Source organism: Nonomuraea sp. KM90 (assembly GCF_052246675.1).
Taxonomy (GTDB): domain Bacteria; phylum Actinomycetota; class Actinomycetes; order Streptosporangiales; family Streptosporangiaceae; genus Nonomuraea.
In genome coordinates, this window is record NZ_JBQQCB010000015.1 from 13,680 (window position 1) to 38,125 (window position 24,446).

Consider the following 24,446-nt stretch of genomic DNA (forward strand, 5'->3'; position numbering starts at 1 on the left):
TCGGTATTGAGGTCGCAGATCTTTTCTGGATTGCCCCGTTAGCTGGTGACACCAGCTACTCCAATCGGAGGTGATCCGGATGCTCAAGAATCATCTGCGTCGAGACCTGCAGTGGTTGAAGCGACAGGCGCGCAAGGACAGGCGGATCACCGTCGCGCTGCTCGCCGGCCTGATGGCAGCCTGGGCCCGCCAGCTCTCCCCGGGTGAGGGGCCGGCCGGGTCCCCGGTGCTGCTGGGGCTGTCGTTCGCGCTGCTCATGGGGTCGGGGACGGCCTGGCTGCTGTCGGCGTACTTCGTCAGCAGGAGCCTCCGGGTGCGGCGGGAGCCGGCGGAGGAGCTGCGCTGGATCTCCCGGATCAGCAGGGGCAAGGAGTGGGCGGTCTGCTCGCTCAGCGCCTACGTGGCCTGGCACCTGCTGCAGTTCGTCACGGCGCTCATGCTGGGCTGACCGGGAGCGACCGCGTGGGGGGCCGCTCCCGGTCCACGAGGCCGGCGGCGGGGCGTCGCCTCAGGACTGGGGCCGGGGTGGCGCCCCGCCGTCTCTCACCCGGGCAGGCGGGTCCGTTCGAGGGACTCGACGCGGATGCCGGTACCGGTGTGCACGAACTGGACGATCTCCGCCGTGGGGAGCTCGGGCACGCCGAAGTCGGCGTCCGCGTGGGCGTCGCACCACGCGACGATCTCCCGCGGGTTCGCGAGCGGGCGGGCGAAGTGGACCAGGCTGACGTACCAGCGGTCGCGTACGCGGCCGTGCTCCAGGTCCCGGATGCCGCGCGACTCCATCGCGTGGGCGAAGCGCTTGCGCATCGTGACCAGGGCGTCGTCCTCCGTCCGGGCGCCCACCAGGACGCCGCCCTGATGGGGGCTCACGCCGGACAGGCGCAACCTGACCGGGGGCAGTCCCTCGGCCGCCTCGGCCAGGGCGGCGGCGTACGCGCGGCGGAGCGGGTCGTCCTCGGGGATGCGGGCGCGGTAGGGCTCCAGGGACCGGAGGGTGACGTGCAGGGTCCGGCCGCCGTGCACCCAGTGGCCGAGGGCCGGGACGGTCGCGGCCAGCTCCGTCATGCGGTCGACGACCTCGCCCTCGGGGCGGAGCACGGCCGCGGCCCCCCAGCGCCTGGCGCCCTCCACCATGGGGTCGTCATGGGTGGCTGCACCCTCCAGAAGGGCTGCCCGGCCTCTCGCTCGGAACTCGGCAAAATCGGACATTCGAGCAGTATGCCAGGATCATGTCCGCGCGACGGCCCCTCGATCCGCAGGTGGGCCGGGGTCAGGGGCGCAGGCCGTGGCGGACGATGGTGAGCATGCGGGCTCTGGCGGACGGGTCGGGGGCGTGGCGTTCGCGGTCGATGCAGCCCGTCAGCAAGGCCTTCACGTCGGCGATGTCGGCGTCCTCGCGGATCGTGCCCGCCCGCTGCGCTCCCTCCAGGAGGGCCTGCCACGCCCCCATGACGTCGTAGCGGCTCTCCGCCGCCACCGCCTCGAAGTCGAACCCGGCCCCGGCCAGCGCGTCCACCAGGCCCTTGTTGGCGGCGCCGGCCCCGACCATGGCGGCGAAGAAGGCGAAGAACGCCTCTTCGGGCCCCTCGCGCTCGGCCAGGTCCGTCGCCTGCCGCACGAGCTCCTCCATCCGGCCGAGCAGGATCGCCTGGAACAGCGACTCCTTGGTCGGGAAGTGGCGGCTGACGGTCCCCGTGCCGACGCCGGCGCGGCGGGCGATCTCGTGGACGGGCACCGACAGCCCCTCCGCGGCGAAGGTCTCGGCCGCCACCTCCAGGACGCGCGCCCTGTTGCGCTGGGCGTCGGCGCGCAATGGCCTGCTCATCCGGGTATCGCTCCAAGCTCCGTAGACAAACGGGATGGGCGTCCCGTATATTCGAGCTAACCGGGACGGCCATCCCGATTCTATCCCTCCTGACTTAGGACACGCCATGCGTATGGTCAAACTCGGCGGGGGCCTGGAGGTCTCCGCGCTCGGCCTGGGATGCATGGGGCTGAGCGAGTTCCTCGGCCCGACCGACAGGGACGAGTCGCTCGGCACGCTCAGGAAGGCCGCCGAGATCGGCATGACCTTCCTCGACACCTCCGACTACTACGGGATCGACTTCGCCAACGAGCGGCTGATCGGCGACTTCCTGGCCGGGTGGGAGCGGGACGAGGTGGTGGTCGCCACCAAGTTCGCGGCCGTCCGGGCTCCGGGGACCGGGGAGCTCGTCGGCGTACGGGCCGATCCCGCGTACGTACGCACCGCCTGCGAGGCGAGCCTGCGCCGCCTCGGTGTCGACCGCATCGACCTCTACTACCTGCACCACCCCGACCACGTCACCCCCGTCGAGGACACGGTCGGCGCGATGGCCGAGCTGGTGCGCGACGGGCTGGTCGGGCACCTGGGCCTGTCCAACGTCACCGCGGAGCAGCTGCGCGCCGGGCACCGGGTGCATCCGATCGCCGCCGTGCAGAACGAGTGGTCGCTGTTCAGCCGGGACGAGGAGGAGTCGGTCGTGCCGGTCTGCGCGGAGCTGGGCATCGGCTTCGTGGCGTACGCGCCGCTCAGCCGCGGCTTCCTGACCGGCCGCCACACCTCCACGGAGGGGCTGGCCGAGGACGACATGCGGCGCGGCCTGCCCAGGTTCGACGCCGCGAACGCGCCGCACAACGCCGCCCTGCTGGCCCCGGTACGGGAGATCGCCGAGGCCCGCCGGGTGACGATGGCGCAGGTCGCGCTGGCCTGGCTGATCCACCGGCAGCGGGCGCACGGCATCCCGGTCGTGCCGATCCCGGGCACGCGCAGCCAGGCGCGGCTGCTGGAGAACGCCGGCTCGCTGGAGATCGAGCTCGCGGAGGAGGAGCTGGCCGCGCTCGGCCCCATCGCGGCGCGGGTCGCGGGCGACCGGATGCCCCCGCCTCCCGAACTCGGTCACGACACGTGAACCGCCCCCGCCTCCCGACTTCGGTCACGACGCGTGAACCGCCCCCGCCTCCCGAGCTCGGTCAGGGTGCGTGGATCAGGGCGAGCAGGGCCGGGATCCAGTGCTCGCCGTAGCGGTCGCGCAGCTCGGGGCGGCGCCAGTCCTCGCCCGTGACCCGGCCCCGGCAGAGCGCGGTGCCGCAGCGGCAGTCCAGGGTGAAGCCGGGCTCGGCGGTGCTGGTGGCGTAGTCGTTCGTCACCTCTTCATCCGGGTGCAGGTCGCGGCGGGCGGCCAGGGTGTAGGGGCCGGTCCACCACAGGTTCGGATCGCAGCTGTGGTTGCTCTTGCCGATCGGCCGGCCCGGGGGAAGGACCAGGTGGCGGTCGGCGGCCACGGTGATGGTGTCGACGTATGGCCGGCCGGGGGCGGCGAACAGCTCCGCCAGGCGCTCCCCGGTCACCAGGCGGCCGCCCAGCCGGGCGACGACGGTGCCGGCCGGGATGGGCGCGGTCGCGAACAGGCCCTCACCCTCGATGGGCGAGGGGCGTACCTCCAGGTGCGGGTGCAGCCGGCAGTCCGGCTCGGGTTCCTCCAGCATGAGGCCAGCATCTCCCGATCAGTCGCGCCCGGGGAAGGCCGCTCTGTGCGGGCCGGTGTCCGGGTCGAACTCGTGGCGGATCCGCGCGCAGTCGTCGAGCAGCGACCCCTGCAACAGGCTCAGCTCGGCCTGCCGGGTCTGCCGGAACTCCATCACCAGCCGGCGCTGCTGGTTCTCCCCCTCGTCCAGCGCCGCGCACAGGTCCTCCAGGTCCTCCCGCCGGCCCCCGCCGACCTGGAGCATCCCGAAGTCGCGGAACGCGCGCCCCAGCGCCGCCAGCTCGTCCGCGAGGGGTCTCGGCAGGTCGGCGCCGCGCTCGCCGGGCAGGCCGCGTACGCCGGAGACGAGGTCCAGCAGCCCCCTGGCCAGGCTCCTGAGCTGGTGGCAGGCGTGGTCGAGGCAGGTGGCGGCCTCGGCCACCTGGCGCAGGCGGCGGTCGTAGCGGCGGCGGCGCGGCGACAGCCGTACCGACTCCGCCGCCTGGTCGGCCGCCGACTCCGTGTCCTCCAGCCGCTGCGACAGGCTCCTGGCGCGCTCCAGCCAGTCGCGCGCCATGTCCTGGGTCCAGCGCCCCTTCAGCCCGCGGGACATCTCCTCGGCGAGGTCGGCCAGCTCGGCGGACAGGCCGCACAGCTCCTTGCCGGCCTTGTCCACGAAGCGGGGCGGCAGGACCAGGAGGTTCGCCGCGATCCCGATGCCGGCGCCCAGGAGCACGTCCGAGAGGCGCTCGAAGCCGTACGTGCTGCCCAGCGCGAACACCAGCAGCGCCGTGATCGGGATCTGCACGTTCTGGGCGGGCAGGTTCAGCAGCCGGGTCAGGACCAGCCCGGCCACCACGAGCACGGCCAGCGTCACCGCGTTGGCGCCGATCAGCCAGATCAGCACCGTGGCCGCCCCCACGCCCACGACCACGGCCAGGATCTGCTGGGCCCCGCGCACCAGCGTGCTGTACGCGGTCGCCGACACCGTCAGCAGCACGCCGACCGGCACGAGCACCGGCAGGTCCACCTTGAGCACGTACGCCGCCAGCCACCACCCCAGCGCGCACGCCCCCGTCACCTTGACCGTCTGGGCCAGCGCCTCCCGCTCCATGCGCAGCCAGCGCCCGACCCCCATGCTCCGCACCATGGCGAGCGCCGACGCCCCGCCCGACACGATGCGTTCGAGCGGGGAGCCGGCCATCGCGCGCCCGCGTCCCGTTTCGGTCTCCATACCGGATGAGCTGCCCTTTTGCGCGGCTGATAGAGCTGCCCGCAACCGGGTAGCGGCAGGCTGCAGCGAGGGGAGTATGTCTGATGTCCGGCGATCTGATCGTTCCTGACGCCGCTCTCGGCGTGGTGGTGTTCGTGCACGGCAGCGGCAGCAGTCGGCACAGTCCGCGTAACCGTTACGTGGCCGGCGCGCTCAACGAGGCGGGGCTGGGGACGCTGCTGTTCGACCTGCTCACGCCCGAGGAGGAGGCCGACAGGGCGAACGTCTTCGACATCGGGCTGCTGGCCGGGCGGCTGCTGGAGCGTACCTCCTGGGTGCGGGAGCAGCCGGAGGCGGCGGGCCTGCCGATCGGCTACTTCGGCGCCAGCACCGGCGCGGCGGCGGCCCTGTGGGCGGCGGCCGAGCCGGACAACGAGATCGCCGCGATCGTCTCGCGCGGCGGCCGGCCCGACCTGGCCGGGCCCCGGCTCGCGGCGGTGCGCGCGCCGACCCTGCTCATCGTGGGCGGCCGGGACCCGGTGGTGATGGAGCTCAACGAGGAGGCCCAGCGGCACCTGCGCGCGGACGGGAGGCTGACCGTGGTGCCCGGCGCCACCCACCTGTTCGAGGAGCCGGGCGCTCTTGAGGCGGTAGCCGACCATGCCGGAGACTGGTTCACGACGCACTTCGCCGGCCCCAGGGGGCACCTGTGAGATGGTCCACCGTCTGCCTGGAAGCGGCGGACGGGCCCGCGCTGGCCGCCTTCTACCGCGAGTTGCTCGGCTGGACGGTCAAGGCCGAGGAGCCCGGCTGGGTGCTGCTCGCGCCGCCGGACGGCGGGCCGGGGCTGTCGTTCCAGAGCGAACCCGGCTACGTCCGGCCCACCTGGCCGGCCCGGCCCGGCAGGCAGCAGCTGATGATGCACCTCGACATCGAGGTGGACGACCTGGACGGGTGCAGCGCCCGGGCCGTGGAGCTGGGCGCCACCGTGGCGGACTACCAGCCGCAGGATGACGTCCGCGTGCATCTCGACCCCGCCGGGCACCCGTTCTGCCTCTGGGTGAACACCTCTCTCTGAAGCGGTCAGCGGCCTCGTGCGGTGATGGGTTCGGCGCCGGTGGCCTCGGCCGTCAGGCGTTCGTAGACCTCGGCCGCCGTCGTCTCGCAGCCCAGCCGGTGGCCGGTCAGCTCGCCGTGGTCGTCGCTGGATCCCGTCACGGCCAGCCCGAGGTCGCGGGCCAGGGCGCGGACGTGCTCCCGGGCGGCCGCGTCGTGGTCGAGGTGGTCGGCCTCCAGGCCGAAGAGCCCGGCGGCCGCCAGCTCCGCGATCCACTCGTCGGGGACGACCTGGCCGCGCCCGGCCGCCTTCGGGTGGGCCAGCACCGGCACCCCGCCGGCCGCCCGGACCAGGCGTACGGCCCGGTCGGGGGCCAGGGCGTAGCGGGAGACGTACGCGCGCCCGCCCGCCCCGATCCACTCCGGCGTGAACGCCAGCGCGGGCTCGGCGATCGCGCCGGCGGCGACCATGGCCCGGGCGATGTGCGGCCGCCCGACGGGACCGCCCGCGGCCAGCTCGGACACCTGCTCCCAGGAGACCGGCACGCCCAGCTCGGTGAGGCGCTCGACGGTCAGCCGGGCGCGGACCACCCGGGCCTCCCTGATGCGGGCGCACTCGGCCGCCAGCTCCGGCTCCGCCGGGTCGAACAGGTAGGCCAGCAGGTGGATGCTCCGGCCGCCGCGCCGGCAGGACAGCTCCATGCCCGGCACGAAGGTCAGCCCGGCCGGCAGCGCCTCGACGGCCGCGGCGTGCCCGGCGACGGTGTCGTGGTCGGTCAGCGCGAGCACGTCGAGCCCCCGCTCGCGGGCCCGGCGCACCACGTCGGCCGGGGGCTGCGTGCCGTCGGAGGCGCTGCTGTGGCTGTGCAGGTCTATGCGCATCGTGTTCGTCCTACACCGCCACGGTGGCCAGGGTCCTGCCGTCGAAGGTCTGGATCGTGAAGTGGTTCAGCTCGGACTCGGAGAGGCTGGTGCCGCCGTGCAGGACGAGGGGGTCGGGAGCGCCGGGCACGCCGTACCCCTTGTCCGGGACGCCCCAGCTCGCCACGACCTCCGAGCGGCCGTCGTCGCCCACGGCCATGAGGCGGCACTGCAGCGGCCCCTTCACGCCCTTGAGCTCCAGCGCCACGTGGGTGCCCCAGCCCTTGTCCTCCAGGCCGACGACCCCGGACACGCCGGTGGCGGGGTCGGTGGCGGAGTAGGTGCGGCCGGTCATGAGCAGGTCGCGGGCCGGGCCGTGGACGCTGTCGGGGTCGGGGCCGCCGGTCATGGAGCTGACGCCGAGATAGACGCCGGCCGCCACCACGAGGCACGCGGCGGCGGTCATGAAGGCGCGGTGGAAGCGGCGCCGCCGCCGCTCGGTGGCGGCGCGGCGGACCAGGAGGGACTCGACCTGCGGGTCCGGTGGTTGGGGCAGGAGGTCGTCGGGGTGCACGCTCTTGATCAGCTCGCCCATCGCGGCGAACGAGCCCACCTCGGCGGCGCAGCTCCCGCAGCCGTCGAGATGGCGCTCGAAAGCGGCCCGCTCGTCCTCCCCGAGCAGGCCGAGCGCGTAAGCGGCCACGTCCTCGTGGTGTACCTCGGTCATGGCGTCACCCCCCTGTCATCGTGACGCACCTCGATCACGGCAACGTCACCCCCCTTTCCTCCAGCGCGACCCGTAACGCGCGCATGGCGTAGTACACGCGGGACTTCACCGTGCCCACCGGCACGCCGATCGTCTCCGCCGCCTGCTGGATCGTGCGATCCAGCAGGAACGTCTCCGTGAGCACCTGGCGGTGCGCGGGTGAGAGCGACAACATCGCATCCGTGACGACGATCTCCCTGAGCAGCTGCTCGTCCTCGGCCGCCACGGCCTGGAGGCGTTCGGGGATCTCCTCGACCGTGTCGAGGGGGCGCGAGCCGGAGCGGCGGCGGTTGTCGATCACGACGCGGCGCGCGACGGTGGCCAGCCAGGGCATCAGCGAGCCGGACTCGGTCCGGAGGTCGTGGAGGTTGCGCCAGGCGCGTACGAGGGTCTCCTGGACGACGTCCTCGGCCCAGCGGCGATCGCCGCCCGTCAACCGGATGGCGAAGGCCATCAGGGGGGCGCCGTATTCGCGGTAGAGGGCACGGACCATGGCCTCGTCGGTTACGCGGTGATTCACAAGGGGGCGGGCTCCTCGAGCTGCGGATATCACGAAATATCACGCTCGGTACGCTGATAATGAGAATAGTCACTCTAGCCACGCCTGCGCGCCCGAGTCAGGTAGTTTGCCCGTCTCGCCATATAGCTAGATTTATTGGCTGAATCATGCTTCTCTCCCCTGGAGAGGGGATTATGATCATTCGGTTGACGATCCGCGACCCGGCGGCGTCCACCGCCGTCGACGTCGAGGTGACGGCGGAGCCGGAGACGCCGATCGGGTCGCTGCTGCGGTCGCTGCCCTTCCCCGTCAAGGGCCGGCCGTGTTACGTCGGAAGCGGCAAGCTCGATCCCGAGGCGACCGTGGCGGAGAGCCCGCTGGTGCCGGGGGCCACGATCAGCGTGGGCGAGCCCGAGCGCACGCAGCCCTGGCGGCCCCTGGCCGCGGCGGGCGCGATCCGGGTCTTCGCGGGCCCCGACGCGGGCCGGGTGGTCTGGCTGAGCCCCGGCAGCCACGTGATCGGCCGCGAATGGACCGACATCAGCCTGCTGCGGGACCAGCGGGTCTCCAGGCGGCACGCCCGGCTGGACGTGTCGTGGACCGGCGAGGCGACGGTGGTCGATCTCGGCTCGCGCAACGGCACGCTGGTGGACGAGACGGTCGCGCGGGTGCCGGTGGCGCTGCGGCCGGAGGGCGTGCTCCAGGTGGGCGACGACCGGATGCGCTGGGCGCCGCTGCCGCCCGCCAGGCTCAGGACCAGGCGCAGCAGGGACGGGCGCATCGACTTCGACCGGGCGTTCTCCCCGGCCCCCGCCGTCCCGGCCGCCCGGATCACCATGCCGCGCGACGAGGTGCCGCAGCGCAATATCGCGGTGGCGCTGCTTTCGTCACTGCTGCCGCTGCCCATTTCCATCGCGATGGCGATCCTGTTGAAAAGCGCGTATTTTCTCCTGTTCGGAATTCTGACGCCGATCACGTTCTTCGCCACGCAGTGGGTGGAAGGGCGGCAGCGCAGGAAGAAAGAGCGCGAGTTCGAGCAGCGCAAGCGGGAGACGGTCGAGCGGATACGGCGGCACGTCGTGCACGAGCAGTGGTTGCGGCACGTCGTCGCCCCCGACGAGGTGGACCTGACGTTCGCGGCCACGCACGAGGGGCCGGGGCTGTGGCCGCGCAACGCCGACTCCCCCGACGGGCTGACGCTGCGCGTGGGGGTGGCCGACGAGCCGGCCACGATCACGTTCGACGGCGAGCCGTGGCCGGAGTTCGTCCAGCCGGTGCTGCGCGGCGTGCCGGTCACCGTGGACCTGCGCGAGATCGGCGTGCTGGGGGTGATCGGCCCGCCGGACCCGGTGGACGCGCTGCTGCGCTGGCTGCTGGTCCAGCTCGGCACGCTGCGCGCGCCGGACGAGCTGCGCCTGGTCGTGATCACCGCGTCCGGCGGCGAGCACCTGGCCTGGACGCGCTGGCTGCCGCACCTGAACGTGGACGCCCCCGTCCCCTGCCTGGTCGGCAACACGCCGCAGACCAGGACGGAGCGGATCGAGGAGCTCAAGGACCTGGTCACCGAGCGGCTCAAGCACCGCGACCGCCGCTTCGGCGAGGACGTGGTCGTGGTCCTCGACGGGGCCCGCGCGTTACGCGACATCCCGGGCATGAAGGAGGTGCTCAGGGAGGGTCCCTCGGTCGGTGTGTACGTGATCTGCGCCGACCAGCGCAGCCTGAACGAGTGCCGGGGCGTCTGCGAGCTGGACGGCGCCGGCATGCTGCTCACCCGGGGCCGCCAGGGGCTGCCGGTGCCGGTGCAACCGGAGAGCCTCGGGGAGCAGGCCGCCGAGCGCATCGCCCGCGCCGTGGCGCCGATGCGCGACCGGCTCACGCTGGCCAGGGCGGAGAGCGTGATCCCGGCCTCCGTACGCCTGCTGGACGCGCTGGGCCTGGAGGCGCCGGGCGCGGAGGCCGTGCTGGCGCTGTGGGCCGCCGACCCGGGGCCGACCACGCGGGTGTGCGTCGGGGCCGACGGCTCCGGCCCGGTCACGGTGGACCTCGCGGCGGACGGGCCGCACACGATGCTGGGCGGGGCCACGGGGGCGGGCAAGAGCATCCTGCTGCAGACCCTGGTCACCTCGCTCCTGCTGGCCAACCGGCCCGACGAGCTGAACCTGGTGCTGGTCGACTTCAAGGGCGGCAGCGCGTTCCTGCCGTTCGAGCACTGCCCGCACGTCGTGGGGCTGATCCGCTCGACCGGCGACACGGCGGCGGACGTGTTCGACGAGAGCGCGGCGCGGCGCGTGCTGGCCTCCGTACGGGCGGAGGTGCGGCGGCGGGAGGCGATCCTGGCCCGGTACGGCGGCGAGATCGACGTCTACTGGAACGCCGGCGGCCGGCTGCCCCGGCTGGTCATGGTGTTCGACGAGTTCGCCCGCGTCCTGGAGGTCTCCCCCGACTTCCTGCGCGAGCTGGTGAACGTGGCGGCCAAGGGGCGCTCGCTGGGCATGCACCTGGTGCTGGCCACGCAGTCGCTGCAGGGCAAGCTGTCGCCCGAGCTGAAGAACAACATCTCCCTGCGCATCACGCTGCGGCAGAACGAGCCCTCCGACAGCACCGAGGTGCTCGGCGTGCCCGACGCGGCCACGATCCCGTCGCGGCTGCGCGGCCGGGGCATGATCATGCGGGTGGGCGGCGAGCAGCGCACGCCCCAGCTCTTCCAGACCGGCTACCTGGGCGACCCGCCGCCCACGGGCACGGCCTCGGCCTCGGCCCGGCCGGCGCCCTGGCCGGCGCTCGGCCTGCCGCGGCCCGAGGTGAGGGGCGCGCGGCGGGCCAGCCGTACCGACCAGGACCTGGCCATCGCGGCGGTGCTGGCGGCGGCACGCGGGCTCCCCGTCGAGCCGCCGTTCCGTCCCCTGCTGCCGCCGCTGCCCGCGGAGCTGCCGCTGGACGAGGTGGCGGGGGCGGGCGGGGTGCCGTTCGGGCTGGTGGACGATCCGGCCGGCCAGGCCCAGCCCGCGATGGCGCTGGACCTGGGCGGGACCGAGCGGCTCATGGTGGCCGGGGGGCCGCAGTCGGGGCGGACCACGTTCTGCCGGACGCTGATCTCCAGCCTGGCGGCGCGCTGCTCGCCGTCCCAGGTGTGGCTGTACGTGGTGGAGAACCAGCCGGGCGGGCTGTCCGCGTACGCGGATCTGCGGCACTGCGGGGCCGTCGCCTCTGGCGCGGAGCCCGACCGGATCAGGCGGATCGTGACGTGGCTGGCGGACGAGGTGGAGCGGCGGCGGCTGGCGCGGCTGTCGCCCGGCGGGCCCGGCGCGCCGGTCGTCGTGTTCGTGATCGACGGGTGGGAGTACTTCGAGGACCGCGGCAACCCCGACTTCTTCGAGACGCCGCTGCTGGTCACTCTGCGCGGGATCGTGGCCGGCGGGCCTCCCGTCGGCATCCACACGGTGGCCGTCGGCGGGCACGACATGTTGCGGGGGAAGACGCCGGACCTGTTCTCGCGGCGGTTGTTCCTGCCGTTCCCCCGGGAGGAGACGCGGCGGTCGTACCTGTCGTCGGGGATGGTGTCGCCGCCCGTCCTGCCCGGCCGGGCGATCGAGGCGGCCGGTGGGCTGCACGTGCAGATCTGCCTGCCGCCCGAGCGGATACCGGCGCCTCCCGTCCCGGCGCGGCACAGCCGCGAGCCGGCGGGGCGGGCACGCGCCTTCCCGCCGCTGCCGGGGAGCGTCCCGCTGAGCCGGCTGGAAGGCCCGGCCATCGGGGTCGGCGGGCCGGAGGTCGCGCCCGTCGAGCTGGACCTGTTCGAGCTGGGCCCGCACCTGGTGCTGGTGTCGGGGCCCGGCGGGTCGGGGCGCAGCAACGCGGCGCTGGTCATGGCGACCGTGCTGCTGCGCGCGGGGGTGAGCGTGCTGGCCGTCGGGCCGCCCCGCTCGCCGCTGGTGCGCTCACTGCCCGGGGCGCGGACGCTGGTGGGCACCTCGTTCGCCGACGCCGACCTGCGGGAGGCGGTCGCGGCCTTCGGGGACGGCCGGTACGCGGTGGTGGTGGACGACTTCGACCAGGTGACGATCACCCCCAGGGAGCAGGGCTTCGACACGCTGCCCACGCTGCTGCAGGACATCATCGCGCCCTCGGAGCTGGGCCGGCGCGCCCTGGTGCTGGCCGGGGACGCGACGCCGCTGCTGGAGGGGCACCGGCGGTCGCTGGCCGGGGAGGTCACGGAGGTGCTGCGGACGGGGACCCGGCTCCTCCTGACACCGGCGAACCGGGTGACCGCGCGGGAGCACGGGATGAGCCTGGAGCCCGACCAGTTCTTCGCCGGCCCGGCCGGTCGGGCGTACCTGGCCACCGCCCGCCGCGTGGAGCTGGTCCAGCTCGCGGCGCTATGAGATCTTGACCTCCGACCTGCGGATGATGACCATCGGGTGCATGCGTCTCCCCCGGGTCAAGCCCGAGCACGCCCCGCAGCGGCTCAGCGACGGCACCATCCGTCTCGGCGGAGTCATGTACGGACTGGCCTCGGAGATCAGCGATGCCGACGGCTGGGCCTGGTCCGCGCTGGCGCTCATGGACGGCACCCGCGCACCCGCCGAGATCGCCGCCCGCCTCCGCGCCGCGCACGCCGCCCTGACCCTGGAGGACGCCGACGACATCGTCGCGACGCTGCTCTCCTCCGGCCACGTGGAGGAGGCCGCGCCCGGCCCCTGCGAGGAGCTGAGCGAGCGGGAGAAGGAGCGCTACAGCCGCAGCAGGGAGTATTTCCGCTGGGTCGACCTCACCCCGCGGGACCACGGCTGGGAGCCGCAGCTCCGGCTCAAGGCCGCCCGGGTGCTGGTGGCCGGCCTGGGCGGGACCGGCAGCCACGCGGCCTGGTCGCTGGCGGCCGCCGGGGTGGGCCGGCTGCACCTGGTGGATCCGGACGTCGTGGAGCTGTCGAACCTCAACCGGCAGATCCTCTACACCGAGGCCGACCTCGGCCGGCCCAAGGCGGAGGCGGCGCTCGACCGGCTGCGCCCGGTGAACTCCGACATCGAGATCACCGCCGAGGAGGCCACGATCGACGGCCCCGAGCGGCTCGCCCGCCTGCTGCACGGCTTCGACGTGCTGGCGCTGTGCGCCGACCGGCCGCGCGAGCCGGCCGGCATCCGGACCTGGGCCAGCCGCGTCTGCGCGAGGGCCGGGATCCCGTGGGTGAGCGGCGGGTACGACGGGCCGCTCGTCAGCGTCGGCGTCTTCGGCCCCGGCGGCCCGTGCTTCGAGTGCGTACGCGCCGGCATCCCGCCGCAGCCAGGCGGCGGCTACGGCTGGCCCGGCGTGACCGGCGCGTCGGCCGGGCTGTCCGGGCAGCTGGTCGCGCACGATGTCCTGGCCCTGCTGACCGGGCTGTCGGCCACGCCGCCCGGCTATTTCCACGGGCTCGCGTTACTCGACCCCGACGCGCATGTATATGCCCGCCATCCCTCCAGGGACGAATGTGATTTCTGTTATTGATGAGGTCCGGAAAGGAACCGTAATATCCGGTTTACCGTTTCCAACTTCGCTCGGTAAGGAGTGCCATGAGCAACACCCCTGCCCCGGAACCTCAGCAGGAACGGAAGTCCCCGAAGAAGATCACCGTCCGGCGCCTGGACAAGATCGAGACCGGCGGCGTGCTCCAGCCCAGCCAGGGCACCTCAAACTGAAGGGCTGAGTTCCGAGCGCAGGGCGGCCAGGACCGCGTCGGGCTGGTCGGCGAAGAAACGGATCGAGGTGATCTCGGCGCGGCGGCCGAGCGGGCGGATCGCGGTGACCGGCTCGGCCAGCTCGATCGTCACGTTGGTCTGCGAGGAGACCGCCACGGTGAGCCGGCCGTCCTTGACCGCGACCATGCTCGACTCGTTGTAGGTGCGGCCGGCGCGTACGGCGGTGATGAGCTCGCGGGGCACCCGCAGGTCGAAGTAGGCGGCGTACCGGAGGCGCAGCTCGCCGGGGGTGATCACATGGGGACGGGTGACGCAGGCGGCGGCGAGCATGACCCCGAACAGCAGGCCGTACACGTCGGCGACGAGCACCGTCCAGCGGATCCACGCGGGGACGTCGAAGGCGACCAGGAGCAGGTCCACCACCACCGTCTCGACCGCCATCGCGAACAACATCAGCGACAGCATGAACGTCTGCTCCTTGGCGTACGTCACGACGGTCGCGCCCGGGGGCACCCCGTGCCTGCGGCGGGCGATCCACATCCCGATCGCGGCCAGGCCCTTGAGCTCGAACCCCACGATCCGTAGCGCGGCTGCGACCATCACGTTCCTCTCTCTCGGCTGCTCACCACCGATTAGAAACGTTGACGTCGCGTCAAGGTCAAGCCCCCGGCTCCCTCTCGATCGCCCGCCATGCCCGCGAAATGTCCGGTCGCTGCCCTGTTCAGGGCGTATTTCGGTGGCCGAGAATCTGTAGCCCCTGGGCGCCGCGGCCGATGAGTAATTCCGCTGTGCCGGGTCTACAGCAGGTGACCAGTTCGGGCCGAAATTACAGAAGGTCGAAGCAATGACGGAACAAATGGGCAGGGTGGTCTGCGACATCACGATCTCGGCCGACGGGTACGTGGCCGGGCTCAACCAGACCGAGGAGCACCCGTTCGGCGAGGACGGCGGCGACGGCTGGGGCGACAAGCTGCACGCCTGGATGTTCGACGATCCCGACGAGAACCGGGCCGAGGTCGAGCAGGTCGCCGCCGCCGAAGCGGTCATCATGGGGCGCAACATGTTCGGCCCGGTGCGCGGCGAGTGGGATCGGCAGTGGAACGGCTGGTGGGGCGACAATCCGCCGTTCCACGCCCCGGTCTTCGTGCTCACCCACCACGCGCGCGACCCGCAGCCGATGGACGGTGGCACCACGTACCACTTCGTCACCGACGGAATCGAGTCGGCGCTGGCACAGGCACGCGCGGCGGCCGGTAACGGCGATGTCGTGATCCTGGGCGGCGCGATCACCATCAACCAGTACCTCGCCGCCGGCCTGATCGACGAGTTGCGGCTGCACGTCGTGCCGCTCACGCTCGGCGCCGGCGCGCGGCTGTTCGAGGGTGTCCCGCCGCTGAAGCTGGAGCAGGTGAAGGCGCGAGCCGCGACCTCGGTCACGCACGTGACCTACCGCGTGCTGGCCTGAGCCGGGGATGTCGCACACGACCGCCGCGGGGTTCGCCGCCCCGCGGCAGTCGTCCCCGGACTTTCTCCGGCCCTCTTTCAGGATTTTCGTGAATGGGATTGAACCCCTCGCGGGGCGGCGGCGTACAACCTGACGGAAAACGGCAGGAGCCGATGGCCGGAGAAATGCCGGCCTCACCTGTGCGAAAGCGAATCATCGGCCTGCCTTCTGCGCTGACCGGCTGCCACGGGGATGGCGATGGAATTTCAGGGATGGAGCGACGGTCTGGCCCTGCGGCCGCGCGATTACCTGGGAAAGGGCGAATCGCTCGCCGCTGTCGTCAGGGCGGCGGGCCCGTGCACAGGAGAGGCGCTCTACCTGCTCGCGCTCGGCACCGCCGCGACCATGGCCAGGCTGCACCTGGGCGGGATCGCGGGGCTGCGGCTCAGCCCGGGCAACGTCATGATCGGGCCGCTCGGCCAGGCGTTCTTCGCGCCGGGGCCGCGTGACAGCGAGTTCCCCGCTCACGACGTCAAGGACTGGGCCGACGTGGTCGTCTTCGCGGCGACCGGGCACGAGGCGGGCGCGGGCGGGGAGCCCGACCTCGACCGGCTGCTGCCCGCGCTGCGCGCGGTGATCGACGAGTGCCGCCGGCCGGACCCGGCCGTGCGCCCGTCCGCCGTCGACCTGGTCCGCATCCTGCTCGGCCACTCCGGCGCGGCCCGCGGCGCCACGGTGCACGAGCTGCTGCTGGAGGCCGAGAGGCGGACCAGGCCGTACGAGCCGCCGCCGTACGAGGACGTCCCCGCGCCCACGCCCTTCTGGCGCAGGCCGGCGTACCTGGCCGGCCTCGCCGTCGGGGTGCTGGTCGTCGCGGTGGCGGCCGGGCTGGTGACCGTGATCTCCGGCCAGGCCCGGCGGGCTCCGGTGGACACCAGCGACGTGCTGAGCGTCATAGGCCGCCGGACGGCCACGTTCCAGCAGGAGATCCGACCGGCGCGGGGCGAACCGGAGCGCTCCGAGGGCCGCCTCAGCTTCGACCGGAACGCCGCCACGTCCTACGACATGAAGCTGACCTGCGGGAACACTCCACGCCCGGCTGTCGTGTCCCTCGTCGGGAACAGCGGCGTGGCCGACGGCGTGCCGTTCGACGCCGAGCGGCCGCCCTTCGAGCCGTGCGCCCTCCAGCGGGCGGGGACCGTGCGCCACTTCAGCTCCCCGCACGGGATCAAGGCCCTGATCGACGCGGCCGAGCCGAACGTGACCAGGACCGGCCGCACGATCACCGGGTCGGCCCTGGCCCACCGGATCAGGGGTGACGAGAGCGCCTACGCCGCCGCGGAAGGGCCGATCGAGTTCACCCTGCAGATGGACGAGCAGGGCCTGCCGGCCCGGCTCGAGCTGAGCATGGACAGCCGGGTCGGCGGCCCACGAACCGTCGAGACCGTCTACCGGGACTGGCGCGCGTTCGAGGCCATCGAGGGAGGGGCGCCGAATGGCTGAGGAATTCACCGCCGACCGCCAGGAGGCCGCGAAGGTGTCGGGCGACCTCAAGGCCATCCGCGCGGCACTGGGCGGCGGCATGGCGGGCGCGCTCGACGCGAACACCGGCTCGGAGAAGGTCGACGACGCCGTACGGAGGTTCTTCGCGGAGTCCTCCGACAACCGCGAGCGGATGGACCAGCTCCTGGAACGCGCGGCCGGCCTGCTCGACGCCCTCGTCGAGGGCACCGGCACGCTCGACGGCGAGCTGGCCGGCTCGCTCTCGACCACCTCGGGAGGCACCCGATGAAGGCACTCGGGCTCGGCGTGCTCACCGGGATCCTGGTCGCGACGATCGTGGCGTCCCTCGTGTTCGCGCTGACGGACCGGACGTCGCCGGCGACCACCACGCGCACCGCCTACACGGAGGAGCTCTCCGATGGCTGACCTGCCCTTCGGGTTCACCGTACGGGTGCCCGAATCCTGGTACGAGTTCGACGTCTGGCGCGCGGGCCGCACCGGCGACCTGGCCCGCCTGGTGGACGCCCGCGTGGCGGCCGAGCCCGCGCTCGCCCCGCACCGCTCGCTGCTGATCAAGGTGCTGCGCGAGGTCGCCGACCTGGCGGCGCGGCACGGGGCGGTGTTCGGCGCGGCGATGACCGACCACGTGGACGACGTGGGCACCGTCCTGGCCACGCTCATGGCCCTGCACACCCGGGGCCGGGCGGACCCGGAGGACAACACCGTCGAGGCGATCGCCGCGGGCGTCGGCACCATCCCGCCCCAGCCCGGCACGCCGGCCTGGCGCGACGTCGAGATCGTGGAGCTGGACGCGGGCCGCGCCGTACGCGTGACCGGCGTCGAGTCCGGCGAGCTCGAATCGGTGGTGATGCAGACCCTCATCCCGGTGCCCGGCGGGCACGGCGTGCTGGACCTGGTGCTCGCCAGCCCGCACCTGATCCTGGCCGAGCCGATGCTCGACCTGTTCGACGCGATCAGCGCCACCCTGGCCTGGTCCGGCCCCCAAGGAGAGTGAACCCGTCATGGCAGGTGGGACCCATCACCTGAGTTTCCCCCAGGTGGAGAACAGCGCGACCCGGCTGAACAAGGAGAAGGAGGACATCGAGAGCCGACTGACCCAGCTCAAGTCGATGATCGACCAGCTCGTGAGCAGCGACTTCGTCACGGAGCGGGCCTCGGGCAAGTTCCAGCAGGACTACGACCAGTGGAACAACGGCGCCAGGCAGGTCATGCAGGGCCTGGACGGCATGAGCCAGTTCCTCAAGACCGCGATCGCCAAGCACCGTGAGCTGGACGCCTCGCTCAGCGGTGGCGCGGGGGCGTGAGACCGTGCCGGGCGGATGGGAAGCCCTCGGACCGTCGAAGGCCGAGGCGGCACGTGCCCATACGGCGGTGAGCACAGCGGCGAGTACGGCGGCAGGCACAGCAGCGAGCACAGCAGCGAGCACTGCGGCGAGCACAGCAGCGAGCACAGCAGCGAGCACTGCGGCGAGCACAGCAGCGAGCACTGCGGCGAGCACTGCGGCGAGCACTGCGGCGAGCACGGCCTGGCAGCGCGGCCGCCGGTTCTTCGGCCGCGAGCCGGTGCACTTCCCGACCGGCGTCGTCCTGCTGGCCCAGACCGACGTCGAGCTGCCCGGCGTGCTGCCCCTCCGGCTGGGCCGCGTCCACCTGTCCAGCCATCGCACCGGGCGCTGGTTCGGCCGGTCCTGGGCCTCCACCCTGGACCAGCGCCTGGAGGTGGACGCCGACGGGCTGTGGCTGGCCACCGAGACCGGCGCCCTGCTCGCCTTCCCCCACCCGGAGGCGGGCCACGCGGCGTACCCGGAGGCCGGCCCCCGGCTGGCCCTGCGCGCCGCCGGGCCCGGGTACGCGGTCACCGACCCGCTCACCGGCCGCACCACCCACTTCGCCGCGACCACCGAGCCGGGCGTGCTGCCGATCGCGGCGATCACCGACCGCAACGGCAACCGCGTCGACGTCCGCTACACCGACGGCCTGCCCGCCGAGGTGACCCACTCCGGCGGCTACCGGCTCGACATCGAGACCCACCACGGCCGCGTGGTGGAGGTCCGGCTGCGCGGCGCGGGCCAGCGGCTCGTCTCCTACGCCTACGACGAGGACGGCGACCTGACCGGGGTGACCAACTCCTCCGGCCTGCCGCTGCGCTTCACCTACGACGAGGACGGCCGGCTGACCCGCTGGCACGACCGGATCGGCACCTGGTACGCCTACACGTACGACCTGGAGGGCCGCTGCGTCTACGGCACGGGCGCGGCGGGCGTGTTCAACATTGAGCTCTCCTACGGCGACGGCGTCACCCGGGCCCGCGACTCCCTCGGGCACCTCACGACCTACCACTACAACGAGCTGCTCCAGGTGACCAGTGAGACCGACCCGCTCGGCCACACCACCCGCTACCGCTGGGACCGCCACGACCGGCTGCTCGCGCGTACCGACCCGCTGGGCCGTACGACCCGCTACGCCTACGACGACGCCGGCGCCCTGCTGTCGATCACCAGGCCCGACGGCGCCACCCGCCGCTACACCCGCGACGCCCGGCACCTGCCGGTCGCCGTCACCGACTACGACGGCACCACCACGTCCCTGAGCCGCGACGAGCGCGGCAACCTCGTCGCCGGCCCGGGCGGCACCCGCGCCTACGACGACCGGGGGCACCTGATCGCGATCACCAACGCCCTCGGCCACACCCGCACGATCGAATCGGATCCCGCCGGGCTGCCCGTCGCGGTCACCGACCCGCTGGGGGCCACCACGCGCTTCGAGCGCGACGCCTTCGGCCGCGTCACGGCCGTCACCGACCCGCTGGGCCACACCACCCGCTTCACCTGGACGGTCGAGGGGCTGCTCGCCACCCGCAGCACGCCCGGCGGCGCCACCGAAAGCCGGCGCTACGACGCGGAGAACAACCTGGTCGAGCACGTCGACGCCATGGGCGAGTCCACGCGCGTCGAGCTCGGCCCCTTCGGCGCGCCCGCCGCCCGCACGACGCCGGACGGCGCCCGCCTCGAGTTCGGCCACGACAGCGAGCTCCGCCTCGCCACGGTCACCAACCCCCAGGGCCTGACCTGGCACTACGCCTACGACCCCGCGGGCAACCTCACCGAGGAGACCGACTTCAACCGCCGCCTCCTGACCTACGTCTACAACCCCGCGGGCAAGCTCACGGCGCGCGTCAACGGCGCCGGGCAGTGCACCAGCTACGTCTACGACGTCCTGGACCGGCTCATCGGCCGGCGGGCGGGCGACCGGCTCACCACGTTCCGCCATGACGCGCTGGGCCGCCTGACCCACGCGGCGAACCCGGACGCCGACCTCACCATCGCCCGCGACGCCCACGGCCGCGTCGTCGCCGAGACCTGCAACGGCCGCACCGTGACCTCCGAGTACGACGCCCTGGGCCGCAGGGTGCTGCGCCGCACCCCGTCAGGGGCCGAGACCACCTGGACGTACGACGCCCGCGACCTCCCCCTGACCCTCCGGACGGCCGGCCACACCCTCCGCTTCACCCACGACCCGGCAAGACGCGAAATATCCCGTGATTTCGGCACCGACGTCTCCCTGACCCACGTCTGGGACGACGACTCCCACCTCCAGGCCCAGACCCTGGCCAGGGGCCCGGCCCACCGGGTGGTCCAGCGCCGCACGTACGGCTACCGCAGGGACGGCCGGCTCACCGAGATCGACGACCTGCTCGGCGGCCGCCGCCGCTTCGACCTGGACCCGGTCGGCCGGGTCACCGCCGTCCACGGGACGGGCTGGTCGGAGCGCTACACCTACAACGTCTCGGGCCAGATCACCGACGCCCACTGGCCCGAGCCGGCGGACGCCCGGGGCCCGCGCGCGTACACCGGCACCATGGTCCGCCAGGCGGGCCGCACCCGCTACGAGTACGACCGCCAGGGCCGCACGATCCTGCGCCAGCGCGGGGTCCTGTCGTCCGAACCCCGCACCTGGCACTACACCTGGGACGCCGACGACCGGCTGACCGCCGTCACCGCCCCGGACGGGACCCGCTGGCGCTACCTCTACGACCCGCTGGGCCGCCGCATCGCCAAGGAACGCGCCGACGGCGCGCAGCGCACGGACTTCGCGTGGGACGGCCTCACCCTCGCCGAGCAGGCGTGCGAGGACCGCGTGACGGCCTGGGACTGGGCGCCCGGCTCCTTCCGCCCGCTGGGCCAGACCGAGCGCACGGCCATCCCCCAGGAGGGCACCGACGAGCGGTTCTACGCCATCGCCACGGACCTGATCGGCACCCCGGCCGAGCTGGTGGACGCCGAGGGGAACGTCGCCTGGCGGCTCCGGCAGACGCTCTGGGGCGCCTCCCCGGGCGCGATCACGTCGGGGACCGACTGCCCGCTGCGCTTCCCCGGCCAGTACGAGGACGCCGAATCGGGCCTGCACTACAACTTCCTGCGCCACTACGACCCGGAGGCCGGCCGCTACGCGACCGCCGACCCCATCGGGCTGAGGGGCGGGTGGGACCCGCACGCGTACGTGGTCAACGCCACGACCTGGTCCGACCCGCTCGGCTCCACGCCCTCCCCGCTGGAGCCGCCCGAGTTCCGGTGAAGACGCCGTGGCCGGGTGGAACGACCTCCCACCCGGCCGGGCGTCACAAGGTCATTCAGCCGCCTCCGCCGACAGGGCGGCAGCCGCCTGCGGCGCCTGCCGGGGCGGGATGGCGCGCAGGTTGAAGGCGAACCGGGCCACCGAGTCGGCGATCGCGTCCGCGTCCACGTCGAGCGCCGTGGCGTTGACGTTGGCGATCGTGTCGCACGCCTGGTGGTAGCAGACGTCGTACGCCACCCCGGCCGTGCCGCCGAACAGCGCCGCCTCCTCGGCGGTCTTGATGCCTTCCGCGCCGGTGAAGATGCCACCGGCCGGGATGCCGACCGCGATGAAGGGCCCGTAGTCGGAGCGCCCGTCGAAGTCGGTGCCGACGGTGGCCAGGTCACGCGAGTCGTAGTAGGCCGCGAGCTGCTGCTCGATCTGGGCCGATCCGGGCGGGCCGGCCGGCGAGCCGACGCTGTCCGAGTCGTCCCCGTCGTACAGCTTGTAGGCGTAGTTCGGCGAGGCGACCATGTCGAAGTTCAGGTACACCCTGATCCGGTCGCGCTGCGCCTCCGACAGGGATTCCACGTACTGGTCCGAGCCGAGCAGGCCGATCTCCTCGGCGGCCCAGAAGGCGAAGCGGACCTTGTTCTTGACCGGGTAGAGCGCCATCTCCTCGGCGACCTCCAGGATCGCCGCCGTGCCGGAGCCGTTGTCGTTGATGCCGGGCCCGGCGGGCACGCTGTCGAGGTGGGCGCCGACCATGACGACGTTGCGCGGGTCACCGAAGCGGGACTCGGCGATGACGTTGTCGTTGGTGCCGAGCACGAGGTTGGAGTCGACCTTGAGCCGGACGGTCGCCCCGGCGGTGGTGGCCAGCTCGTTGCCCACGGCGAAGCTGGCGAACACCATCGGCACGCCGGCCCGCCACTCGCCGATGTCCAGCGGGAACGCGTCGGTCCGCCCCGGCTGGCCCTCGTTGAACACGATGATCCCGGAGGCCCCGGCGAAGCCCGCGTTGCGGATCTTCTGGGCGAAGGCGCAGGTGCCGCGCTGGATGAGAGCGATCCGGCCGGCCACGAAGCCGGCGAAGTCCGACGCCTCGCAGCCGCTGGTCGAGCTGGACGCCGGGGTCGGCGGCAGGGTCACGTCCACGGCCTGGACCTGCGCGGTCACGTCGCCCGCCGGGGAGGGCTGGAAGGTGAAGAAGTCCTGGTTGGGCACGAACGACTTCGATGTCGGCGCGGTGAGGTCGAGCACCGGCGGGGAGTTCTCGGACCAGCTCTCGACGAAGTTGATCGGCTGGAGCGTGACCTTGTACCCGGCCTTGCGCAGCTTGCCCGCCACGTAGTCGACCGAGGCGTCGTAGCCGGGCGTGCCGGCGGCGCGGTTGCCGCCGTTGGCGGTGCCGATGGCCTGCAGGGCGTCGAGGTGCTTCTTGGCGTTGGCCCCCTTGACCTGCTTGACGAGGAGCTTGGCGAACACGTCGTCGAGCCCGCCCGCGTTGACCGGCGCGGCCATCGTCAGCGGTAAGGAGAGTGCGGCGATCAGAACGATGAGCATTCTTCGCATAGGGGTTCCCCCAGGAACAGACCGGAGATCGCGGCGATTTCCCCCGAGCCGCCGCCACCGGAACGTAACCCGGCCAGGAACCCCTGAGAAGACCCACTAATGCTGCAAATTCCGGACATTTACTCCGCGCGGCGGGCGCGGGCACGCCGCTTGCCCTCGTGCATCGCCTGTACGCGGGCGACCGGGATCGTGTGCCCCTCGGCGATGAGGTCGTCCGGCAGCCGCTGCGGCGCGGGCATGTGCTCGGCCCACGGATCACCCTCGGCCAGCAGCCCGGGCGCGGTGCGCATGGTGAAGTCGGCCGGCGCCACGCGGTCGAGGTCGGCCCAGGCCACGGGGAAGGAGACGGGCACGCCCGGCCGGATGCGGGGGCTGTAGGCGGCCGCCACCGTGGCGCCGCCCGCGCGCGTGGAGTCGAGGAAGACCTTGCCCGCGCGGTCCTCGCGGATGAACGCCGTGGTGGCCAGCGCCGGGTCCACCCGCTCGGCGCGGGCGGCCAGGGCCCGGGTGGCCGCCGCCAGGTCGTCCGGCGCCGTGCCCTCGGCCACGGGCACGAACACGTGCACGCCCTTCGCCCCGCTGGTCTTCACCGCCCCGCTCAGCCCGGCGTCGTCGAGGGCCTGGCGGACGAGGAAGGCGCCGCGCACGGCCAGCGAGAAGGAGTCGTCGTGCTCCGGCGGGTCGAGGTCGAGGATCATGTGGGTGGGGTGGTCGCCGACGAACAGCGCCGGGTGGTATTCCACCGCCCGCTGGTTCGCGAACCACAGCAGCGTCCTGCGGTCGTCGCACAGCGCGTACGTCACCTGCCGGCGCGACGCGTCCGCCCACATGGACACCGAGCGCACCCAGTCGGGGGCGTATTTGGGCAGGTTCTTCTGCACGAACGGCTCCTGGCCCGGGCGCACGCGGATGACCGAGAGCGCGCGGTCGCGCAGGACCGGGAGGATGCGGTCGCGGACCGCGTCGAGGTAGTCGACCAGGTCGCGCTTGGTGGCGCCGGCACCGTCGAACAACGGCTGGTCGAGGTTGGTCAGGGCGACCCCGTCGCGCGTCTCATCAGCGGCCACCCGCCCTACGATGCCGACACTCGAACGTGTGGTCAACATTCGCGGGCCACAATGATCCCCATGACGCGTCTCCTCTACCTCACCCGGCACAGCGAGGCCACCCCGGACGAGAGCGGCCTGACGGACGCCGGCCGCCGCCAGGCCGCGCTGCTCGGCGAGCGGCTCCGCGGCGTCCCGCTGGCCGCCGTCCACCACGGGCCGCTCCCCCGGGCCGCCGAGACCGCCCGCCTGATCGGCGAGCACCTCCCCGGCGTCCCGCTGCGCGTGTCGGAGGCCGCCGGCGACTACGTGCCGTACCTGCCGGCCAGGGAGGAGCTGCCCCCCGAGTACGCCGACCACTTCCTCGGCTTCCTCGCCCGGTTCCCCGGGGCGGAGCCGAAGCTGGCCCGCGAGGCCCTCGACCTGTTCACCGGCCCAGTGGGCGGAACGGTGGACACGACGGTGGACGAGACGGTGGACGAGACGGTGGACGAGACGGTGGACGAGACCCGCCACGAGCTCGTGGTCACGCACAACTTCCTGATCGGCTGGCTGGTACGCGCCGCCCAGGACGCCCCCGAGTGGCGCTGGCTCGGGCTCAACCACGCCAACGCCGCCCTGACCGCCATCCGCTACGCCCCCGGCCGGCCGCCCTCGCTGCTCTTCTTCAACGACATGGGTCACCTTCCCGTGGAGCTGCGCTGGACCGGCTTCCCCCCGGAGCTGCGCGGCTGAGCGCCTGTTACAG

The 24,446-nt window shown here is 73.0% G+C and carries 25 protein-coding genes; 15 read left to right on the forward strand and 10 right to left on the reverse strand.

What is annotated here, in order from left to right:
- Positions 1 to 79: 79 nt before the first annotated feature.
- Complete coding sequence (locus tag ACTWPW_RS18385) at positions 80 to 448, forward strand: hypothetical protein (protein WP_443169374.1); 369 nt, start codon at positions 80 to 82, stop codon at positions 446 to 448.
- A gap of 95 nt (positions 449 to 543) precedes the next feature.
- Here the strand turns inward: ACTWPW_RS18385 and ACTWPW_RS18390 are convergent, their stop codons facing one another.
- Both ACTWPW_RS18390 and ACTWPW_RS18395 read right to left on the reverse strand, forming a co-directional pair.
- The gene (locus ACTWPW_RS18390) at positions 544 to 1,209 is read right to left on the reverse strand and encodes a hypothetical protein (protein ID WP_375116945.1); all 666 of its coding nucleotides are present in this window, start codon (positions 1,207 to 1,209) and stop codon (positions 544 to 546) included.
- Between the two features lie 61 nt (positions 1,210 to 1,270).
- Positions 1,271 to 1,825 carry a TetR/AcrR family transcriptional regulator gene (locus tag ACTWPW_RS18395; RefSeq protein ID WP_443169375.1) on the reverse strand — a complete coding sequence of 185 codons (555 nt, stop codon included), beginning with the start codon at positions 1,823 to 1,825 and terminating at the stop codon, positions 1,271 to 1,273.
- Between the two features lie 106 nt (positions 1,826 to 1,931).
- On the opposite strand from ACTWPW_RS18395, the gene ACTWPW_RS18400 reads away from it, so the two are divergent.
- The gene (locus tag ACTWPW_RS18400; RefSeq protein ID WP_443169376.1) at positions 1,932 to 2,930 is read left to right on the forward strand and encodes an aldo/keto reductase; all 999 of its coding nucleotides are present in this window, start codon (positions 1,932 to 1,934) and stop codon (positions 2,928 to 2,930) included.
- 61 nt (positions 2,931 to 2,991) lie between these two features.
- Here ACTWPW_RS18400 and ACTWPW_RS18405 read toward each other — a convergent pair whose 3' ends face one another.
- The gene (locus ACTWPW_RS18405; protein WP_443169377.1) at positions 2,992 to 3,507 is read right to left on the reverse strand and encodes an SET domain-containing protein; all 516 of its coding nucleotides are present in this window, start codon (positions 3,505 to 3,507) and stop codon (positions 2,992 to 2,994) included.
- Positions 3,508 to 3,525: 18 nt separating this feature from the next.
- Complete coding sequence (locus ACTWPW_RS18410) at positions 3,526 to 4,719, reverse strand: FUSC family protein (protein ID WP_443169378.1); 1,194 nt, start codon at positions 4,717 to 4,719, stop codon at positions 3,526 to 3,528.
- A gap of 83 nt (positions 4,720 to 4,802) precedes the next feature.
- Here ACTWPW_RS18410 and ACTWPW_RS18415 point away from each other — a divergent pair, with 83 nt between their 5' ends.
- Both ACTWPW_RS18415 and ACTWPW_RS18420 read left to right on the forward strand, forming a co-directional pair.
- Positions 4,803 to 5,411, forward strand: coding sequence for a dienelactone hydrolase family protein (locus tag ACTWPW_RS18415; protein WP_443169379.1), 609 nt, complete (start codon positions 4,803 to 4,805; stop codon positions 5,409 to 5,411).
- Positions 5,408 to 5,776 carry a VOC family protein gene (locus tag ACTWPW_RS18420; protein ID WP_375116939.1) on the forward strand — a complete coding sequence of 123 codons (369 nt, stop codon included), beginning with the start codon at positions 5,408 to 5,410 and terminating at the stop codon, positions 5,774 to 5,776. The genes ACTWPW_RS18415 and ACTWPW_RS18420 overlap by 4 nt, the downstream gene beginning before the upstream one ends.
- A gap of 5 nt (positions 5,777 to 5,781) precedes the next feature.
- On the opposite strand, the gene ACTWPW_RS18425 is transcribed toward ACTWPW_RS18420, so the two are convergent.
- From ACTWPW_RS18425 to ACTWPW_RS18435, 3 genes are read right to left on the reverse strand one after another with little or no spacing between them, the layout of a single operon-like run.
- Positions 5,782 to 6,636, reverse strand: coding sequence for a PHP domain-containing protein (locus tag ACTWPW_RS18425; protein ID WP_443169380.1), 855 nt, complete (start codon positions 6,634 to 6,636; stop codon positions 5,782 to 5,784).
- Between the two features lie 10 nt (positions 6,637 to 6,646).
- Positions 6,647 to 7,342, reverse strand: coding sequence for an anti-sigma factor family protein (locus ACTWPW_RS18430; RefSeq protein WP_443169381.1), 696 nt, complete (start codon positions 7,340 to 7,342; stop codon positions 6,647 to 6,649).
- A gap of 34 nt (positions 7,343 to 7,376) precedes the next feature.
- A complete protein-coding gene (locus tag ACTWPW_RS18435) occupies positions 7,377 to 7,901 on the reverse strand; it encodes a sigma-70 family RNA polymerase sigma factor (protein WP_375116937.1) in 525 nt (174 codons plus the stop codon).
- 173 nt (positions 7,902 to 8,074) lie between these two features.
- On the opposite strand from ACTWPW_RS18435, the gene ACTWPW_RS18440 reads away from it, so the two are divergent.
- From ACTWPW_RS18440 to ACTWPW_RS18450, 3 genes are all read left to right on the forward strand, one after another.
- Positions 8,075 to 12,262: an FtsK/SpoIIIE domain-containing protein gene (locus ACTWPW_RS18440; protein ID WP_443169382.1), complete on the forward strand. Its 4,188-nt coding sequence runs from the start codon at positions 8,075 to 8,077 to the stop codon at positions 12,260 to 12,262.
- Positions 12,263 to 12,302: 40 nt separating this feature from the next.
- On the forward strand, positions 12,303 to 13,364 hold the full coding sequence (locus ACTWPW_RS18445) for a HesA/MoeB/ThiF family protein (RefSeq protein ID WP_443169383.1): 1,062 nt from the start codon (positions 12,303 to 12,305) through the stop codon (positions 13,362 to 13,364).
- 65 nt (positions 13,365 to 13,429) lie between these two features.
- On the forward strand, positions 13,430 to 13,555 hold the full coding sequence (locus ACTWPW_RS18450) for a hypothetical protein (protein WP_375116934.1): 126 nt from the start codon (positions 13,430 to 13,432) through the stop codon (positions 13,553 to 13,555).
- On the opposite strand, the gene ACTWPW_RS18455 is transcribed toward ACTWPW_RS18450, so the two are convergent.
- A complete protein-coding gene (locus ACTWPW_RS18455) occupies positions 13,547 to 14,158 on the reverse strand; it encodes a hypothetical protein (protein ID WP_443169384.1) in 612 nt (203 codons plus the stop codon). The two genes, ACTWPW_RS18450 and ACTWPW_RS18455, sit on opposite strands and share 9 nt — an antisense overlap.
- Before the next feature lie 241 nt (positions 14,159 to 14,399).
- On the opposite strand from ACTWPW_RS18455, the gene ACTWPW_RS18460 reads away from it, so the two are divergent.
- The 7 genes from ACTWPW_RS18460 (at position 14,400) to ACTWPW_RS18490 (ending at position 21,098) form a co-directional block, all read left to right on the forward strand.
- Positions 14,400 to 15,020 (forward strand): dihydrofolate reductase family protein, encoded by a 621-nt coding sequence (locus ACTWPW_RS18460; RefSeq protein WP_443169385.1) that lies wholly within the window; start codon positions 14,400 to 14,402, stop codon positions 15,018 to 15,020.
- Positions 15,021 to 15,257: 237 nt separating this feature from the next.
- On the forward strand, positions 15,258 to 16,502 hold the full coding sequence (locus ACTWPW_RS18465; RefSeq protein WP_443169386.1) for a hypothetical protein: 1,245 nt from the start codon (positions 15,258 to 15,260) through the stop codon (positions 16,500 to 16,502).
- Entirely contained in the window at positions 16,495 to 16,791 is a 297-nt protein-coding gene (locus ACTWPW_RS18470) for a hypothetical protein (RefSeq protein ID WP_443169387.1), read from the forward strand. Before ACTWPW_RS18465 ends, ACTWPW_RS18470 begins: the two co-directional genes overlap by 8 nt.
- Positions 16,788 to 16,928, forward strand: coding sequence for a hypothetical protein (locus tag ACTWPW_RS18475; RefSeq protein WP_375116929.1), 141 nt, complete (start codon positions 16,788 to 16,790; stop codon positions 16,926 to 16,928). Before ACTWPW_RS18470 ends, ACTWPW_RS18475 begins: the two co-directional genes overlap by 4 nt.
- A complete protein-coding gene (locus tag ACTWPW_RS18480) occupies positions 16,921 to 17,517 on the forward strand; it encodes a hypothetical protein (RefSeq protein WP_375116928.1) in 597 nt (198 codons plus the stop codon). The genes ACTWPW_RS18475 and ACTWPW_RS18480 overlap by 8 nt, the downstream gene beginning before the upstream one ends.
- A 7-nt stretch (positions 17,518 to 17,524) precedes the next feature.
- The gene (locus tag ACTWPW_RS18485) at positions 17,525 to 17,827 is read left to right on the forward strand and encodes a WXG100 family type VII secretion target (RefSeq protein ID WP_375116927.1); all 303 of its coding nucleotides are present in this window, start codon (positions 17,525 to 17,527) and stop codon (positions 17,825 to 17,827) included.
- Between the two features lie 259 nt (positions 17,828 to 18,086).
- The gene (locus tag ACTWPW_RS18490) at positions 18,087 to 21,098 is read left to right on the forward strand and encodes an RHS repeat-associated core domain-containing protein (protein ID WP_443169388.1); all 3,012 of its coding nucleotides are present in this window, start codon (positions 18,087 to 18,089) and stop codon (positions 21,096 to 21,098) included.
- Between the two features lie 51 nt (positions 21,099 to 21,149).
- On the opposite strand, the gene ACTWPW_RS18495 is transcribed toward ACTWPW_RS18490, so the two are convergent.
- Both ACTWPW_RS18495 and ACTWPW_RS18500 read right to left on the reverse strand, forming a co-directional pair.
- Positions 21,150 to 22,652 carry a M28 family metallopeptidase gene (locus ACTWPW_RS18495; protein WP_443169389.1) on the reverse strand — a complete coding sequence of 501 codons (1,503 nt, stop codon included), beginning with the start codon at positions 22,650 to 22,652 and terminating at the stop codon, positions 21,150 to 21,152.
- Between the two features lie 119 nt (positions 22,653 to 22,771).
- A complete protein-coding gene (locus ACTWPW_RS18500; protein ID WP_375116924.1) occupies positions 22,772 to 23,719 on the reverse strand; it encodes a DNA polymerase domain-containing protein in 948 nt (315 codons plus the stop codon).
- A gap of 60 nt (positions 23,720 to 23,779) precedes the next feature.
- Here ACTWPW_RS18500 and ACTWPW_RS18505 point away from each other — a divergent pair, with 60 nt between their 5' ends.
- Positions 23,780 to 24,433: a histidine phosphatase family protein gene (locus ACTWPW_RS18505; RefSeq protein WP_443169390.1), complete on the forward strand. Its 654-nt coding sequence runs from the start codon at positions 23,780 to 23,782 to the stop codon at positions 24,431 to 24,433.
- Positions 24,434 to 24,446: the final 13 nt, after the last annotated feature.

Excerpts from the sequence above, each read along its gene's own strand:
- ACTWPW_RS18460 (WP_443169385.1), top strand. The coding sequence starts at position 14,400 with ATGACGGAACAAATGGGCAGGGTGGTCTGCGACATCACGATCTCGGCC.
- ACTWPW_RS18480 (WP_375116928.1), top strand. The coding sequence starts at position 16,921 with ATGGCTGACCTGCCCTTCGGGTTCACCGTACGGGTGCCCGAATCCTGG.
- ACTWPW_RS18430 (WP_443169381.1), bottom strand. The coding sequence starts at position 7,342 with ATGACCGAGGTACACCACGAGGACGTGGCCGCTTACGCGCTCGGCCTG.
- ACTWPW_RS18400 (WP_443169376.1), top strand. The coding sequence starts at position 1,932 with ATGCGTATGGTCAAACTCGGCGGGGGCCTGGAGGTCTCCGCGCTCGGC.
- ACTWPW_RS18485 (WP_375116927.1), top strand. The coding sequence starts at position 17,525 with ATGGCAGGTGGGACCCATCACCTGAGTTTCCCCCAGGTGGAGAACAGC.
- ACTWPW_RS18465 (WP_443169386.1), top strand. The coding sequence starts at position 15,258 with ATGGAATTTCAGGGATGGAGCGACGGTCTGGCCCTGCGGCCGCGCGAT.
- ACTWPW_RS18405 (WP_443169377.1), bottom strand. The coding sequence starts at position 3,507 with ATGCTGGAGGAACCCGAGCCGGACTGCCGGCTGCACCCGCACCTGGAG.
- ACTWPW_RS18425 (WP_443169380.1), bottom strand. The coding sequence starts at position 6,636 with ATGCGCATAGACCTGCACAGCCACAGCAGCGCCTCCGACGGCACGCAG.
- ACTWPW_RS18385 (WP_443169374.1), top strand. The coding sequence starts at position 80 with ATGCTCAAGAATCATCTGCGTCGAGACCTGCAGTGGTTGAAGCGACAG.
- ACTWPW_RS18475 (WP_375116929.1), top strand. The coding sequence starts at position 16,788 with ATGAAGGCACTCGGGCTCGGCGTGCTCACCGGGATCCTGGTCGCGACG.
- ACTWPW_RS18440 (WP_443169382.1), top strand. The coding sequence starts at position 8,075 with ATGATCATTCGGTTGACGATCCGCGACCCGGCGGCGTCCACCGCCGTC.
- ACTWPW_RS18390 (WP_375116945.1), bottom strand. The coding sequence starts at position 1,209 with ATGTCCGATTTTGCCGAGTTCCGAGCGAGAGGCCGGGCAGCCCTTCTG.
- ACTWPW_RS18470 (WP_443169387.1), top strand. The coding sequence starts at position 16,495 with ATGGCTGAGGAATTCACCGCCGACCGCCAGGAGGCCGCGAAGGTGTCG.
- ACTWPW_RS18415 (WP_443169379.1), top strand. The coding sequence starts at position 4,803 with ATGTCCGGCGATCTGATCGTTCCTGACGCCGCTCTCGGCGTGGTGGTG.
- ACTWPW_RS18495 (WP_443169389.1), bottom strand. The coding sequence starts at position 22,652 with ATGCGAAGAATGCTCATCGTTCTGATCGCCGCACTCTCCTTACCGCTG.
- ACTWPW_RS18410 (WP_443169378.1), bottom strand. The coding sequence starts at position 4,719 with ATGGAGACCGAAACGGGACGCGGGCGCGCGATGGCCGGCTCCCCGCTC.
- ACTWPW_RS18505 (WP_443169390.1), top strand. The coding sequence starts at position 23,780 with ATGACGCGTCTCCTCTACCTCACCCGGCACAGCGAGGCCACCCCGGAC.
- ACTWPW_RS18395 (WP_443169375.1), bottom strand. The coding sequence starts at position 1,825 with ATGAGCAGGCCATTGCGCGCCGACGCCCAGCGCAACAGGGCGCGCGTC.
- ACTWPW_RS18445 (WP_443169383.1), top strand. The coding sequence starts at position 12,303 with ATGCGTCTCCCCCGGGTCAAGCCCGAGCACGCCCCGCAGCGGCTCAGC.
- ACTWPW_RS18450 (WP_375116934.1), top strand. The coding sequence starts at position 13,430 with ATGAGCAACACCCCTGCCCCGGAACCTCAGCAGGAACGGAAGTCCCCG.